Origin of the sequence: Streptococcus parasanguinis, assembly GCF_001073155.1 — a bacterium.
GTDB lineage: Bacteria > Bacillota > Bacilli > Lactobacillales > Streptococcaceae > Streptococcus > Streptococcus parasanguinis_D.
In genome coordinates, this window is the sequence record NZ_JVEE01000020.1 from 26,638 (window position 1) to 40,758 (window position 14,121).

Annotated in this window: 17 protein-coding genes; 15 read left to right on the forward strand and 2 right to left on the reverse strand. The window is 44.6% G+C overall.

Annotation, left to right across the window (positions count from 1 at the left end; all coding sequences use genetic code 11):
* Window positions 1–101 precede the first annotated feature (101 nt).
* From ADH92_RS02645 to folK, 15 genes are all read left to right on the forward strand, one after another.
* Entirely contained in the window at window positions 102–491 is a 390-nt protein-coding gene (locus tag ADH92_RS02645; protein ID WP_049496842.1) for a DUF1033 family protein, read from the forward strand.
* An 87-nt stretch (window positions 492–578) separates the two neighbouring features.
* Complete coding sequence (gene comGA, locus ADH92_RS02650; RefSeq protein ID WP_049496844.1) at window positions 579–1,520, forward strand: competence type IV pilus ATPase ComGA; 942 nt, start codon at window positions 579–581, stop codon at window positions 1,518–1,520.
* Window positions 1,453–2,484, forward strand: a complete 1,032-nt coding sequence (comGB, locus tag ADH92_RS02655) for a competence type IV pilus assembly protein ComGB (protein ID WP_080978951.1) — start codon at window positions 1,453–1,455, stop codon at window positions 2,482–2,484. The genes comGA and comGB overlap by 68 nt, the downstream gene beginning before the upstream one ends.
* Window positions 2,481–2,798 carry a competence type IV pilus major pilin ComGC gene (comGC, locus tag ADH92_RS02660; protein WP_023919650.1) on the forward strand — a complete coding sequence of 106 codons (318 nt, stop codon included), beginning with the start codon at window positions 2,481–2,483 and terminating at the stop codon, window positions 2,796–2,798. The genes comGB and comGC overlap by 4 nt, the downstream gene beginning before the upstream one ends.
* The gene (gene comGD, locus ADH92_RS02665) at window positions 2,788–3,192 is read left to right on the forward strand and encodes a competence type IV pilus minor pilin ComGD (RefSeq protein WP_003004513.1); all 405 of its coding nucleotides are present in this window, start codon (window positions 2,788–2,790) and stop codon (window positions 3,190–3,192) included. The genes comGC and comGD overlap by 11 nt, the downstream gene beginning before the upstream one ends.
* Window positions 3,158–3,445, forward strand: coding sequence for a competence type IV pilus minor pilin ComGE (gene comGE, locus ADH92_RS02670; RefSeq protein ID WP_003004353.1), 288 nt, complete (start codon window positions 3,158–3,160; stop codon window positions 3,443–3,445). The genes comGD and comGE overlap by 35 nt, the downstream gene beginning before the upstream one ends.
* Entirely contained in the window at window positions 3,435–3,887 is a 453-nt protein-coding gene (comGF, locus tag ADH92_RS02675) for a competence type IV pilus minor pilin ComGF (RefSeq protein ID WP_049496849.1), read from the forward strand. Before comGE ends, comGF begins: the two co-directional genes overlap by 11 nt.
* Window positions 3,853–4,311, forward strand: coding sequence for a competence type IV pilus minor pilin ComGG (gene comGG, locus ADH92_RS02680; protein WP_049496899.1), 459 nt, complete (start codon window positions 3,853–3,855; stop codon window positions 4,309–4,311). The genes comGF and comGG overlap by 35 nt, the downstream gene beginning before the upstream one ends.
* 30 nt (window positions 4,312–4,341) lie before the next feature.
* Complete coding sequence (locus ADH92_RS02685; RefSeq protein WP_049496852.1) at window positions 4,342–5,295, forward strand: class I SAM-dependent methyltransferase; 954 nt, start codon at window positions 4,342–4,344, stop codon at window positions 5,293–5,295.
* A gap of 51 nt (window positions 5,296–5,346) precedes the next feature.
* Window positions 5,347–6,540 (forward strand): acetate kinase, encoded by a 1,194-nt coding sequence (locus ADH92_RS02690; RefSeq protein ID WP_023919646.1) that lies wholly within the window; start codon window positions 5,347–5,349, stop codon window positions 6,538–6,540.
* Window positions 6,541–6,612: 72 nt separating this feature from the next.
* Window positions 6,613–7,344 carry a CPBP family intramembrane glutamic endopeptidase gene (locus ADH92_RS02695; RefSeq protein WP_049496855.1) on the forward strand — a complete coding sequence of 244 codons (732 nt, stop codon included), beginning with the start codon at window positions 6,613–6,615 and terminating at the stop codon, window positions 7,342–7,344.
* Between the two features lie 162 nt (window positions 7,345–7,506).
* Entirely contained in the window at window positions 7,507–8,457 is a 951-nt protein-coding gene (gene folP, locus ADH92_RS02700; RefSeq protein WP_049496857.1) for a dihydropteroate synthase, read from the forward strand.
* Entirely contained in the window at window positions 8,458–9,768 is a 1,311-nt protein-coding gene (locus ADH92_RS02705) for a bifunctional folylpolyglutamate synthase/dihydrofolate synthase (RefSeq protein WP_049496860.1), read from the forward strand.
* A gap of 8 nt (window positions 9,769–9,776) precedes the next feature.
* Complete coding sequence (gene folE / locus ADH92_RS02710) at window positions 9,777–10,331, forward strand: GTP cyclohydrolase I FolE (RefSeq protein WP_003019101.1); 555 nt, start codon at window positions 9,777–9,779, stop codon at window positions 10,329–10,331.
* A 25-nt stretch (window positions 10,332–10,356) separates the two neighbouring features.
* The gene (folK, locus tag ADH92_RS02715) at window positions 10,357–11,166 is read left to right on the forward strand and encodes a 2-amino-4-hydroxy-6-hydroxymethyldihydropteridine diphosphokinase (RefSeq protein ID WP_049496863.1); all 810 of its coding nucleotides are present in this window, start codon (window positions 10,357–10,359) and stop codon (window positions 11,164–11,166) included.
* 64 nt (window positions 11,167–11,230) lie between these two features.
* Here the strand turns inward: folK and ADH92_RS02720 are convergent, their stop codons facing one another.
* Both ADH92_RS02720 and pepA read right to left on the reverse strand, forming a co-directional pair.
* On the reverse strand, window positions 11,231–12,715 hold the full coding sequence (locus ADH92_RS02720) for a DUF1846 domain-containing protein (RefSeq protein WP_021154294.1): 1,485 nt from the start codon (window positions 12,713–12,715) through the stop codon (window positions 11,231–11,233).
* Window positions 12,716–12,959: 244 nt separating this feature from the next.
* Window positions 12,960–14,024 carry a glutamyl aminopeptidase gene (gene pepA / locus ADH92_RS02725; protein ID WP_049496867.1) on the reverse strand — a complete coding sequence of 355 codons (1,065 nt, stop codon included), beginning with the start codon at window positions 14,022–14,024 and terminating at the stop codon, window positions 12,960–12,962.
* Window positions 14,025–14,121: the final 97 nt, after the last annotated feature.

Sequence of the window (14,121 nt, forward strand, 5' to 3'; positions counted from 1 at the left end):
AAAACACCTGAAAACTACCTGGAAAATCATGCTATGAGCAGAAAACTTTTATTCTCAAAGGATTTTCTATATAATAGAGGATACAAAGGATGGAAGAGTTTATGTATCGAGTGATTGAAATGTACGGGGACTGTGAACCCTGGTGGTTTTTAGATGGTTGGGAAGAAGATATCGTGAGTAGTCGGAAGTTTGAAGACTATTACCAGGCTTTGAAATACTACAAGCAGAAATGGTTGGAGTTAAATGAGCACTTTCCAAGTTATAAGAGTCGGAGTGACCTCATGACGATCTTTTGGGATACCAAGGAGCAAGAGTGGTGTGAGGACTGCAGTGAAGATGTACAGTTTTTCCACTCGATTGTCCTCTTAGAAGACGAGCACAAGATCCCTAAAAGCAAGCTCCGCCCAGGCTACGAAAAGGAAAGAGGCAGTCGCAAACACCGTTCTTGTCAATATACACTCGATTCAAAAAAGGGGACAACCCTGTCATAAGAGACATTCGGAAGATTTTTTAGAGCGATCTAGAAAGTCTTCTTTTTTTGTCTTCTTTTTCGAATAGTATAAGTGAGAGGAGGAACTATGGTTCAAGAAATTGCAAAAAAACTGATCCGTATGGGAAAGAAGGAAGAGGCTCAGGATCTCTACTTCATTCCTCGGAAGGAGGAGTACCAGGTTTTTATGAGGGTGGGAGACGAGAGGCGCTTTGTGCAGTCCTTCCCTTTTGAGGAGATGACGGCTATTATCAGCCACTTTAAGTTCGTGGCAGGGATGAATGTGGGAGAAAAAAGGCGCAGCCAGCTAGGATCGTGTGATTACCCTTTGGAGAATGGAGTGGTCTCGATTCGCTTGTCGACGGTGGGGGATTATCGTGGTTATGAAAGCTTGGTCATTCGGCTCTTGCATGATGAGGAACGCGAATTGCGGTTTTGGTTTGATCAGTTGCCGGACTTGAAGAAGAAATTGGCTGGTCGTGGGCTTTATCTTTTTGCAGGTCCTGTTGGTTCGGGAAAGACCACTCTCATGCATGCGTTGGCGCAAGAGCGCTTTGCGGACCAGCAAGTCATGTCTATTGAAGACCCTGTCGAGATCAAGCAGGACAATATGCTTCAACTTCAGCTGAATGACCAGATCGGCATGACCTATGACAATCTGATCAAACTCTCCTTACGCCATCGGCCGGACCTTCTCATTATTGGAGAGATTCGAGATAGGGAAACAGCTCGTGCGGTCGTACGAGCTAGTTTGACAGGGGTAACCGTCTTCTCTACGATTCATGCTAAGAGCGTTCGAGGTGTTTATGAGCGACTTTTAGAGCTTGGAGTGAGTGAGGAAGAGCTCAAGATTGTTTTACAAGGTATTTGCTACCAACGATTAATTGCAGGAGGAGGTGTGGTCGATTTTGCGACGGAAAACTACCAAGAGCACTCAGCCAGCCGCTGGAACCAACAAATGGATCTCTTGGCTCAATCGGGATATATCCAGCTGGCTCAGGCCCAAGCCGAAAAAATTATCTACCGCTAAACAAAAGCAAATCATCGAATTGTTTTTGAATCTTTATTCGAGTGGTTTTCATCTGTCTGAGATTGTCGATTTTCTGGATCGTTCTCACCTAGTGGAGAGTCGTTTGGTTTCCCAGATGCGAGAGGACCTTTCTCGGGGACGGAGTTTTTCAGAGATGATGGCGGGGATCGGTTTTTCAGATGCAGTGACGACACAGCTGTCTCTCGCTGAGCTTCATGGCAATCTTATATTGAGCTTGGAGAAAATCAGTGCTTACCTTGAAAACATGCGCAAGGTCAAGAAAAAGCTGATTGAGGTGAGCACTTATCCTCTCATCTTGCTTGGATTTTTAGTGCTGATTATGCTAGGCTTGCGCAATTATTTGCTCCCTCAAATGGATGCTCAAAATATTGGGACGCAAGTGATCAGTTCCTTCCCGCAACTCTTTTTGGCCTTAGGAGCGGGACTTGTGGGCTTCTTCTTACTCGGCTTTCTCTATTATCGACAGTCAGGCAAGATCAAGGTTTTTAGAAGCTTGTCTCATCTGCCTTTCGGAAAAGGCATGATTCAAGCTTATTTGACAGCCTATTATGCCAGAGAATGGGGCAATCTGATTGGGCAAGGATTGGAGTTGTCTCAGATTTTTTCCATGATGCAGGAGCAAAAATCCCAGCTTTTTCAAGAGATTGGAAGGGACTTAGCTCTTTCTTTAGACCGTGGCCAGTCCTTTTCAGAAACGGTCAGGGGGTATCCTTTTTTCAAAAAAGAATTGCCCCTTATGATTGAATATGGTGAAGTCAAATCAAAGCTCGGAAGTGAGCTAGAGATCTACGCTGAAAAAACATGGGAAGATTTCTTTCGTCGGGTTCACAAGGCCATGAATGTGATACAACCCTTGGTGTTTGTCTTTGTAGCTCTTGTGATTGTGTTACTCTATGCAGCCATGTTGCTGCCGATTTATCAAAATATGGAGGTTCATTTATGAAAAAATTAAAAACTTATAAGGTTAAAGCTTTTACACTTATTGAAATGTTGGTGGTCTTATTGATCATCAGTGTGCTCTTATTGCTCTTTGTGCCGAATTTGACCAAGCAAAAAGACTCCGTGAAAGAGACAGGAAATGCAGCGGTTGTGAAGGTGGTCGAAAGTCAGGCTGAATTGTACGAGCTCAATCATACCAATGACCAAGCCACTCTATCAAAGCTAATTGCTGATGGAAATATTACCAACAAACAAGCAGAATCTTATCGTGCCTATTATGCGAAAAATAGTGGAGAAACTCGTGCGGTTGCAGATTAAGGCCTTCACCTTGGTGGAGACCCTTCTGACCTTGATGATCGTCAGTTTTATCTATCTGGGCTTATCGGGATCGATCAAGACGAGCTTTCAGCAGGTGGAAGAAAAAGTATTTTTTGCAGAGTTTGAACACCTCTATCAAGAAAGCCAAAAGATAGCCTTGGCAAGGCAAACGGAATTGGATGTTGAAGTGACTGCAAGGAAGATTCAAACGCCCTACCAGACGGTGGAGATTCCTGATTCTGTCATTTTGCAAGATCCTAAAACTATTCGTTTAGACCGTGCAGGTGGCAATTCATCCCTGGCCAATGTTCACTTTCAGACACAGAGAGGAGTGGTGACCTATCAACTGTCGCTTGGAAATGGGAAAATTAAAAAAAGCATCCGTTCCCGCTAGTATTCTCATAGAATCCTTAGTTGCCTTGGGTTTATTTGCCATGATTACGACCTTATTGTTAGGGGAGATCCGGCGTTCGCGCAAGGAGCGACTAGCGGATTTCAAAGAGGTAGAGGTCTTATCTGTCGCTCAAATGGCGCTTCAGACAGGGCAAAATCATCTAGAGGCCAATGGTATTCAAGTTCAAGTCGAAAAAGATGCCGATCAACTCACGGTCTATCATCAAGGAAAGGTGGTACTGCATGTGGAATAAAGGAAAGGTCAAGGCCTTTACCCTGCTCGAAGCCTTGGTCGCTCTCTTAGTGCTTAGTGGGGGAGTGTTGGTCTTTCAAGGCTTGACCAAGCTCCTGCATGCTGAATTGGACTACCAGGCGCATCAAAAGCAGGAAGAATGGATACTTTTTCAGCAACAATTGCAGGTGGAATTGGATCGGAGCCATTTTGAAAAAGTAGCGGACAATCATATCTACTTGGTTCAGGATCAAAAACCAATTGCCATTGGTCAATCTAAAGGAGATGATATCCGAAAAACAGATGATAAGGGCAGGGGCTATCAGCCTATGATTTCAGAGGTTCGCTCTAGCCAAATTTGGCAGGAGGGAGAGTTGATTCATCTGCGGTTGAATTTCGAAGAAGGTCTAGAAAGGGAGTATGTCTACCATGTGGTACCAGCGATGCAAAATGAAAAAAGTTAAGGCTGGTGTCTTGCTTTACGCTCTCTTGATGGCAGCGATTTTTAGTCTCTTACTTCAGTTTTACCTGCACCGACAGGTTGCGGAAAGACGAATCTTAAAGACGAGTCAAGAGCGTCTTCGGGCCTACGCTTTGGTACAACTGGCTCTTGAAAAGAGAAAGAGTGATGAGAAGACATCAGAGATTCATTTAAAGTCTGGAACAGTTCAGCTAAAGAAGGACAGCGGTTTTCTTCATGCCCGAGCTGAGATGAATGACGAAAGCTATGAGTTTGTCCTTCCAGTAAGGGAAGAAAAAGAAAGTAGCAAGAGCCAAAAAGAAATGAAGAAGAAACAGAAAGATAAGGAGAAGGCAGGGACCGAAACGCCTTCTGAAGAGACGCCAAAAGAGACCAAGGAACCATCAGAAAATAGCGAAAAAGACTAATTTTTGGTATGATAGGGTGCGGAGGAAATCATGAATTTCGAAAAAATTGAACAAGCTTATACCTATCTATTAGAAAACACTCAAAGTATTCAAAATGAATTGTCGACCAACTTTTATGACGCCTTGATTGAACAAAATGCCATGTATTTGGATGGCAAGACGGATCTAGACATTGTTAAAAACAATAGCAAAAAATTAAAAGAACTAGGTTTAAGTAAGGAAGAATGGCGCAGAGCCTACCAATTCCTTTTTATGAAAGCTGCTCAGACAGAACCTTTACAAGCGAATCACCAGTTCACACCAGATGCGATTGGTTTTATCATTACATTTTTGATTGATCAGTTGGCTAAAAGCGACCAATTGGATGTCTTAGAAGTGGGAAGTGGAACCGGAAATCTCGCTGAGACCATGGTCAACAATAGCCGCCTCACGATTGATTACTTAGGATTGGAAGTGGATGATCTTTTGATTGACCTATCTGCTAGTATCGCAGATGTGATGGAATCCAGTGTTGTCTTTGCACAAGGCGACGCGGTGCGTCCTCAAGTGTTGAAAGAAAGTGACTTGATCGTTAGCGACTTACCGATTGGTTATTATCCAGATGATGCGATTGCACAGCGCTATCAAGTGGCGAGCTCCGAAGGCCATACCTATGCCCATCACCTCATGATGGAACAGGCTCTGAAATACCTGAAACCTCAAGGAGTAGCCATCTTTTTAGCTCCGAATAACCTCTTGACGAGCCCTCAGAGTGATCTGTTGAAAGCTTGGCTAACAGACAAAGCCCAAATTCTTGCCATGCTGACCTTGCCAGAATCTCTTTTTTCAAATCCTGCCTATGCTAAGACGATTTTCGTCCTACGAAAACAAGAAGAAGAGTCTGTTCAGCCCTTTGTCTATCCTTTTACCGATCTCCAGGATCAAGACCAGGTGGTTCACTTTATGGAAAGTTTCCAAAACTGGTTAAAGGATAGTGAAATTTGATCAAAGATCTGATATAATAGAGGAAGTGAAAACGCTTAATGAGGTGAATATATGTCGAAAACAATTTCTATTAATGCAGGAAGCTCTAGTTTGAAATGGCAATTGTACCAAATGCCAGAGGAAACTGTTCTTGCAAAAGGGTTGATTGAACGGATCGGTTTGAAGGATTCTATTTCAACTGTTAAATTTGATGGACGCTCTGAAAAACAAGTATTAGATATCCAGGACCATACACAAGCTGTAAAAATTTTGTTGGATGATTTGATTCGTTTTGATATTATCAAATCTTACGATGAGATTACAGGTGTAGGCCACCGCGTCGTTGCTGGTGGAGAATACTTCAAGGATTCTGCCTTGGTAGATGACGAAGTCCTTCGAAAAGTAGAAGAATTGTCTTTGTTAGCACCTCTTCATAATCCTGCAAATGCAGCCGGAATTCGTGCCTTTAGAGAGATTTGTCCAAATATTACCAGTGTTGTGGTATTTGATACTTCTTTCCATACAACCATGCCGGAAAAAGCTTATCGTTACCCTCTTCCAACTAAATATTACACAGAAAATAAGGTCCGTAAGTACGGCGCTCATGGAACCAGTCATCAGTATGTAGCTGGTGAAGCTGCTAAACTTCTTGGAAAACCATTAGAAGAATTGAAATTGATCACCTGCCACGTTGGAAATGGTGTATCTGTTACAGCGGTTGACAAGGGAATCTCTGTGGATACCTCAATGGGCTTCACCCCTCTAGGTGGAGTCATGATGGGAACCCGTACAGGGGATCTCGATCCAGCGATTATTCCTTACTTGATGGAGCATACAGAGGATTTCAATAAGCCTGAAGATATTAGCCGTATCCTCAATCGTGAATCAGGTCTTCTGGGTGTTTCTGGATCTTCTAGCGACATGCGGGATATTCATACAGCGATGCATAATGGAGACGAAAAAGCCAAATTGGCATACGATATCTTTATCGATCGTTTGCAAAAATACATCGGTCAATACTTGGCTGTTTTGAATGGTGCAGATGCCATCATCTTTACAGCAGGAATCGGTGAAAATGCAGTAAACGTTCGTTCTTCTATTATCAATGGCATCAGCTGGTTTGGCTGCAAGGTCGACCCTGAAAAGAACGTCTTTGGAGTTGTCGGAGACATTTCCACAGATGATTCCCGTGTGAAGGTATTGGTGATTCCAACTGATGAAGAGTTGGTGATTGCGCGTGACGTTGAACGTTTCAAAAATCAGTAAACTGGAATAAAGAGAGAAGGCTGAAGGCGAAAGTCCCAGTCTTCTTATTTTATACAAGAAAGAGGTTGTCCATTGAAAAATATACAGTCTTTTTTTCGAAAGCACCCATTATGTAAGAATGCCCTCTGGCTCCTTCTTTTTGTGCCCTTATTCTTTCTCTCACAATTTCCCCTCATCACTATGGTTTATTCCCTTCAAGAAGGAATGGATGCAGGGTGGATCACTATCCTCACTCTCTTGGTAACAGTGGCGGTGCTCTTTGTTTTTTATAAGGTCATCAAGATGAGCCCTCTGGAGAACTTAGATGTTCGGGTCATAACCTGGCCGGCTCTGGGGAGAAATTTCCTTTTTCTTCTCTTGTTGATGGCTAATAACCTGCTCGCCTATCCTTTGTTGAAACAAGAGGCAGGTGGTACGACGGCAAACCAAGCGGCTCTGAATGAACTGCAATCTCATGCTCCTTTTCTTGCTATGGGCATGGTCGTGGTCCTTGTCGCTCCGATTCTAGAAGAGCTGCTCTGTCGGGCCATTATCCCTCGTTTGATCTTTCGAGGGGCAGAACCAATCGGATATCTAGCCGGTGCTCTCTTTTTTACTTACTTACATGGACCGAGTACCCTAGGGGAATGGGTAGCTTACGGAGGCATGTCCTTGATCTTAACTTGGGTCGCTTATCGCTACAAGCGGATCGAGTATAGCATTTGCCTTCACATGACCTTGAATGCGCTGGCTTATTATTATCCGGTGGTCATACTCCTTTGTTTATTGCCGGTATCGAGAGTTTTCTTCCATGATAAATTATGATAAAATGGTAGGTACCAATGAGTTTTGATGCAGAACCTTCTTACAGAAGGTCAGAAAAAATCAGAAATCCGTATGGAGAGTAGACTCAGAGGTTTAGAACACTTGTTCTAGCCTCTTTTATTCGCAATCATGCTGTAGGAAGGGAACCAAAGGAGAACGAAAATGATTGATAAAAAATGGCTGAGTGGCCAAGGGACCCTTCTTTGTGGGATCTTAAATGTCACTCCGGATTCATTTTCTGATGGCGGTAAGTATACGAGTGTGGATGCAGCCTTGCAACAGGCGAGAAAACTGATCCAAGAAGGAGCTCAGATCCTCGATATCGGAGGAGAATCAACCAGACCAGGAAGTCATTATGTGGATATCCAAGAAGAGATTGACCGCGTGGTTCCGGTGATTAAAGCCATTCGGAAAGAAAGTGATGTCTTGATCTCAGTGGATACCTGGAAGTCCCAGGTGGCGGCGGCAGCGCTCGAAGATGGAGCTGATATTGTCAACGATATTACGGGTTTTCTTGGAGATCCTAAGATGGCTGCTGTCGTCGCGGAGCATGAAGCTAGCGCAGTTCTCATGTTTAATCCAGTGATGGCAAGACCGCATCATCCAAGTTCCACTATCTTTCCACGTTTTGGTTTTGAACCAGTCTTTTCAGAGCAAGAGCTTCAACAGATGGCTCAAGAACCGATTCAAGACTTGATGTGGACCTTCTTTGACCGCTCGCTTGCGGTAGCGAAAGCAGCAGGTGTCCAGATGGATCGTATTATGTTGGATCCTGGGATCGGATTTGGGTTGACCAAGCGAGAGAACTTACTCTTATTACAAGAACTTGGGACGATTCACCAAAAGGGGTATCCGATCTTTCTAGGGGTCTCCCGCAAACGCTTTGTGGTCAACATTATTGAGGAAGCTGGATTTGAGACAGATCCTGCAACGGAGACTGGTTTTTGGAATCGGGACCTGGCTTCGAGCCATTTGACGAGTATTGCAGCCAGTCAAGGAGTCGAAGTGGTGCGGGTGCATGATATTCCCCTTCACAAGATGGCAGCTAGTCTGGGCCAAGCCATTTTCCAAGCCCAAGAGGCAGCAGATACCAATTTAAAACAATACAAGTAAATGAAGACAAAAGAACATCAGTTGGATCTTCGTTGGCTAGAAGCCTATCGTTCCCAAGATCCTCATTTCGGTTTGGAGCGCATGGAAGCTCTCTTAGCTTTGAGAGGAAATCCTCACCTAGACTGTCGGGTTATTCATGTTGCGGGGACCAATGGCAAAGGCTCTACCATTGCTACCTTGTCCCAACTCTTGAGGCAGGCAGGTTTACGGGTTGGAGTCTTTACCTCTCCTTATCTGATCCATTACAATGACCAAATCACCATTAATGGCGAAGCCATTTCGGATCAAGACCTGCAAACCTACCTGGATAGTTACCAGCAGCTCCTGCAAGCTAAACAATCAAAGGCCGTCTTTCAAGGGTTGACGGAATTTGAAGTGATGACGGCGATTGCCTATGATTATTTTGCTCATGAGGAGCTGGATTATGTGATCATGGAAGTCGGTATGGGGGGACGACTTGACAGTACTAATGTCTGTCAGCCTGTTCTGACCGCGATCACTTCGATTGGCTTGGATCATGTCGCCCTTTTGGGGCCAGATCTGGCTTCCATCGCCCGTGAAAAGGCTGGTATCATTAAGCCAGGAATTCCTCTGGTTCTAGGGAAATTAGAAGCAGAAGCCAGCCAAGTCATTGAAGGTATTGCGATTCAGAAGCAGGTACCGATAACAGCCTATGACAGAGATTACCAAGTTGAGCTAGAGGCCTCTTGTCTATCAGGCCAATCCTTTTCTTATCACAGTTCTAAAAGAGAAAAAGCCTCTTATCAAGTAGCGCTCTTAGGTCATCACCAGGCCAGAAATGCAGCTCTTGCGATCAGTATCTGTGATGTACTTTTTGAAAGAGAAGGGCGTGAACTCTTGTCAAGAGAGTTAGTGGATGAGGCCTTGCATCAAGTCGTCTGGCCTGGCCGGATGGAAGTGGTCTCGCAAAATCCCATGCTCTTGCTTGATGGGGCCCATAACCCCCACGCCGTTGCGCCTTTGATCGCAAGCCTTCGGGAACTTTTTCCAAGTCAAAAAAAGACTATTCTTTTTACCTGCATCCGGACCAAAGCCTTAGAAGAGATGCTCATTCAGTGGCAGGAGCTAGAAAATAGTCGCTTGATCCTCACGAGCTTTGAAGATCCAAGAGCTTATTCTCAAGAAGAGATGACAGCTGCTGCGAAAAACCATCAGCTTGAGGAAGTCAACTGGCAAGAGTTTCTACAAAACTGGCAAGCAAAAGGCGATGAGCTCCTCATTGTAACGGGGTCGCTCTACTTCCTTAGCCAGGTACGACCTTATTTATTAAAAACAGAAAAATCCAACTAGGAGATGATATGGATACAAAGAAAATTGAAGAAGCAGTGAAAATGATCATCGAGGCAGTCGGTGAAGATGAGAACCGTGAGGGACTTCAGGAAACGCCGACCCGCATTGCCAAGATGTACCAAGAAATATTTGCAGGACTAGGGCAGACAGCAGAGGAGCACCTGTCTAAATCATTTGAAATCATTGATAACAATATGGTGGTCGAGAAGGATATCTTCTTCCATTCCATGTGTGAGCATCACTTTTTACCATTTTATGGAAAAGTGCACATTGCCTACATTCCAAATGGCCGTGTGGCTGGGCTTTCCAAACTGGCTCGTACGGTTGAAGTTTACGCTAAAAAACCACAGATTCAGGAACGTTTGACGGTAGAAATTGCAGATGCCTTGATGGAATATCTTGGAGCACAAGGAGCACTTGTCTGGGTAGAAGCAGAGCATATGTGTATGAACATGCGTGGTGTCCGTAAACCTGGGACCGCTACAGTGACAACTGCTGCGCGTGGACTGCTTGCGACAGATAAAGACTTAAAAAATGAAGCTTATAAACTCATGGGCCACTAATGGCTGGCTATAAGAGGTGAAGAGAGTGGATCAATTACGGATCAAGGACTTAGAGGTATACGCCTATCACGGTGTTTTTCCAGCAGAAAAAGAATTAGGACAACGCTTTGTCCTAGACCTATGGGTAGATTATGAGATGACCCGTGCTGCCCGCACAGGTGATTTGGAAGCTTCGATCCATTATGGGATCTTGGCGGAACAGTTGACCGAGTGGATGCAGGCAGAAAAGATCGATCTGATTGAAACGGTGGCCTTTCAGTTGGTGCAAAAGATTTTTGAAAGCTATGCCTTTGTAAAAAAAGTTCGTCTGGAGTTGAAAAAACCTTGGGCTCCTGTTTCCTTGCCACTAGAGACTTGTTCGGTGACAATCGAACGGGAGAAAAAACGGGCCTTTATTGGGCTTGGCACCAATATGGGAGATAAACAACTGCAACTAGAGACGGCGCTAGAAAAAATCAAGGATCGAGGCATTCGCCTTCTTCAGACATCCACAAGGATTGAAACAGAACCTTGGGGAGGAGTGGAGCAGGACACCTTTTTGAATCAAGTGGCAGAAGTTGAAACCTGGATGACCCCAGAGGATTTATTAGAGGCTTTACTTGCCATTGAGCAGGAAATGGGACGTATCCGTGAGGTCAAGTGGGGACCACGTGTGATTGATTTAGATCTGCTCTATATGGAGGACACCATTTGTTACAGTCCGAGCTTGATCTTGCCACATCCTTATGTGGCAGAACGTGCCTTTGTCCTAGAATCTTTGAATGAAATTGCTCCTCATTTTGTGGACCCTGTTCAAAGAAAGCCCATTCGCCAATTATGGGATGCCGTCAAATAATCTTTCTTCTTTGCATCATAAAAAAACAATCCCTCGAGCAGGGATTGTTTTTGTTTGTCTGAGTTTATTTACGATACAAGCGATCGTATTGGTAGACAGGGTCCATAGTGACGTTGATACCGAGCTTGCGAAGGACATTCTTGTCTTCGTCTGTTAGCATCACGGTTGAGTGGGCTTCACTGCCTTTCAACTTGCCTAATTCTTGCATAGCAAGCTTAGCGTCTTCATTGGTCATAGCTGTAATGGCTAGGGCAATGAGGATCTCGTTTGAGTGAAGACGAGGGTTACGGCTACCCAAATGATTGATCTTCAAGCCTTGGATAGGTTGGACGTATTCTGGCTCGATTAATTTGGTTTCTTTATCAATATGTGCCAATTTCTTGATCGCATTGATCAAGAGGGCTGCGGTTGGGCCAAATAGATCAGAGGTTTTTCCGGTTACCATCTCGCCGTTTGGTAATTCAAGGGCCAAGGCTGGCTCACCTGTTTCTTCTTCTTTTTGGCGGGCAAGCACGGTCACTTTCCGATCATTTGGAGTAATCCCCAAATCATTCATCAAGAGCTCGATCTTCTTGACAGCTCCTTCACCGACACGCTCTGCTTTAACATCCAAAATGGTTTGGTAATAGCGACGGATGATTTCTTGTTGGGAAGCTTCAATCGCAGCGTCATTGTCCACAATGGCAAAGCCAACCATGTTGACGCCCATGTCTGTTGGAGAAGCGTAAGGAGAGGTTCCTAAGATGCGTTCCAACATGCGCTTCAAGACAGGGAAGATTTCGATATCGCGGTTGTAATTGACCGTTGTTTCCCCGTAGGTTTGGAGGTGGAAAGGATCGATCATATTGACATCGTCTAGATCTGCAGTCGCTGCTTCATAAGCCAAGTTAACTGGGTGGTGCAAAGGAAGATTCCATACTGGGAAGGTTTCAAACTTAGCATAACCGGATTTGATCCCATTTAATTGGTCATGGTACATATTGGACATACACGTTGCCAGCTTACCAGAACCAGGTCCAGGAGCTGTCACAACGACCAAATTGCGGCTAGTTTTGATGTAGTCATTTTTCCCCATTCCTTCAGGAGAGATGATGTGGTCCATATCAGTCGGATAGCCCTTGATCGGATAGTGGAGATAAGAGGCAATCCCGCTCTTGTCCAGTTGTTTGCGAAAGGCATCTGCTGCAGCTTGTCCAGCATATTGGGTGATGACGACAGAGCCTACAAAAATCCCCAATTCATTGAATTTGTCGATCAAACGCAGTACTTCTTGGTCATAAGAAATCCCTAGGTCCCCACGGGCTTTTGAGTGCTCAATGTTGTTGGCGTTGATGGCAATGACAATTTCCACCTGGTCGCGCAATTCTTGGAGCAGCTTGATCTTATTGTCTGGTTCGTATCCAGGGAGGACACGAGCAGCGTGAAAGTCTTCTAACATCTTACCACCAAATTCAAGGTAGAGCTTGCCATCGAATTGGTTGATCCGCTCAATAATGTGGTCACGTTGCAAGTTCAAATACTTTTCAGAACTAAAAGCTTGTTTTTTCATGTAAAACTCCTGTATATAAGGGAAGGGGCTGCCATACGAATCCAAGGATGAGTGTCCCGTTCCCTACCATTTCATTCTTTCATATTATATCAGAAAACAGATGGAAGATAAAATATTCTAAGATACTTTCCTAAGGGGAGTGTGGATGCCAAGGGACTCAATGGTGACTCACGCTGGAAAGTTTCAAAGAGAACCTTGTTTCCCCCCTAAAAAAGCCCCTTACGGGGCTTCAGATCGATGCTACTTAATAGTGTTTGATCAAATCAACTGTAGAGCGATCCAATTTCTTAACCAATGCTTGTAAGAAGGCTTGCGCTTGCAAGAAATCATCCATGGCATAGAGGGTTTGGTGAGAGTGGATGTAACGTGCACAGACACCAATGGTGGTTGATGGGACTCCACCATTCTTCAAGTGTGCTGCACCTGCATCGGTACCACCTTTGGCACAATAGTATTGGAATTTGATGCCCGCTTCTTCAGCAGTAGTGAGCAAGAAATCTTTCATATTTGGTAGCATGATGTGACCTGGATCGTAGAAGCGAAGCAGTGTTCCTTCCCCAATCGCACCTTGGTCTCCAAAGACATCAGCTGCTGGCGAACAGTCTACAGCAAGGAAGATTTCAGGATCAAATTTAGTGGTTGAAGTGTGAGCTCCACGCAATCCCACTTCTTCTTGAACGTTGGCCCCTACATACAGTTCGTTGTTTAAGGCTTGTCCAGAAAGGTTCTTGGCCAATTCACTGACCATCAAGACGCCGTAGCGGTTATCCCATGCTTTTGAGATGACGTTTTTACCATTAGCAGTGAGAATCGCAGAGCTATCTGGGACCAAAGTATCTCCAGGACGGACCCCATAGCTTTCAGCTTCGGCTTTAGAGCTAAAGCCAGCATCAAAGACGATGTCGCTAATGGCAGGTACGGTTGGTCCACCTGTTCCACGTGTCAAATGAGGAGGAACAGATCCTGAAATAGCAGGGTATTCACGTCCGTCACGTGTAAAGAGTTTGAAGCGTTGGCTGCTGACGACCATCGGGTTCCAACCTCCGATTGGGACAACGCGGAAAGTTCCGTCAGCTTTGATTTCGCTAATCATAAAACCAACTTCGTCCATGTGAGCAGCTACTAAGATACGAGGAGCATCGGCAGCTGTTGAGTGTTTGACACCAAAGATCCCACCGAGACCATCTGTTACGATTTCGTCCACATGAGGGGTCAATTGTTGGCGTAAATAATCCCGTACAGGAGCTTCATGACCTGAGATAGCAGGGATTTCAGTTACTTCTTTGATTTTAGAAAATAAATCAGTCATAGGTTACCTTCTTTCTGATGCTATTTTATCACTTTTTCTACAAGGATGGTAGCGTTATTATGGAAATCAGTCTCTAAAAGCGGAGGGAGAGATCCAG

Coding starts and splice junctions, on each gene's coding strand:
- folE (WP_003019101.1), top strand. CDS start 9,777: ATGGATACAAAGAAAATTGAAGAAGCAGTGAAAATGATCATCGAGGCA.
- folP (WP_049496857.1), top strand. CDS start 7,507: ATGATTGATAAAAAATGGCTGAGTGGCCAAGGGACCCTTCTTTGTGGG.
- ADH92_RS02685 (WP_049496852.1), top strand. CDS start 4,342: ATGAATTTCGAAAAAATTGAACAAGCTTATACCTATCTATTAGAAAAC.
- ADH92_RS02705 (WP_049496860.1), top strand. CDS start 8,458: ATGAAGACAAAAGAACATCAGTTGGATCTTCGTTGGCTAGAAGCCTAT.
- comGA (WP_049496844.1), top strand. CDS start 579: ATGGTTCAAGAAATTGCAAAAAAACTGATCCGTATGGGAAAGAAGGAA.
- comGF (WP_049496849.1), top strand. CDS start 3,435: ATGTGGAATAAAGGAAAGGTCAAGGCCTTTACCCTGCTCGAAGCCTTG.
- comGG (WP_049496899.1), top strand. CDS start 3,853: ATGTGGTACCAGCGATGCAAAATGAAAAAAGTTAAGGCTGGTGTCTTG.
- ADH92_RS02645 (WP_049496842.1), top strand. CDS start 102: ATGTATCGAGTGATTGAAATGTACGGGGACTGTGAACCCTGGTGGTTT.
- pepA (WP_049496867.1), bottom strand. CDS start 14,024: ATGACTGATTTATTTTCTAAAATCAAAGAAGTAACTGAAATCCCTGCT.
- ADH92_RS02720 (WP_021154294.1), bottom strand. CDS start 12,715: ATGAAAAAACAAGCTTTTAGTTCTGAAAAGTATTTGAACTTGCAACGT.
- comGC (WP_023919650.1), top strand. CDS start 2,481: ATGAAAAAATTAAAAACTTATAAGGTTAAAGCTTTTACACTTATTGAA.
- ADH92_RS02690 (WP_023919646.1), top strand. CDS start 5,347: ATGTCGAAAACAATTTCTATTAATGCAGGAAGCTCTAGTTTGAAATGG.
- comGE (WP_003004353.1), top strand. CDS start 3,158: ATGGGAAAATTAAAAAAAGCATCCGTTCCCGCTAGTATTCTCATAGAA.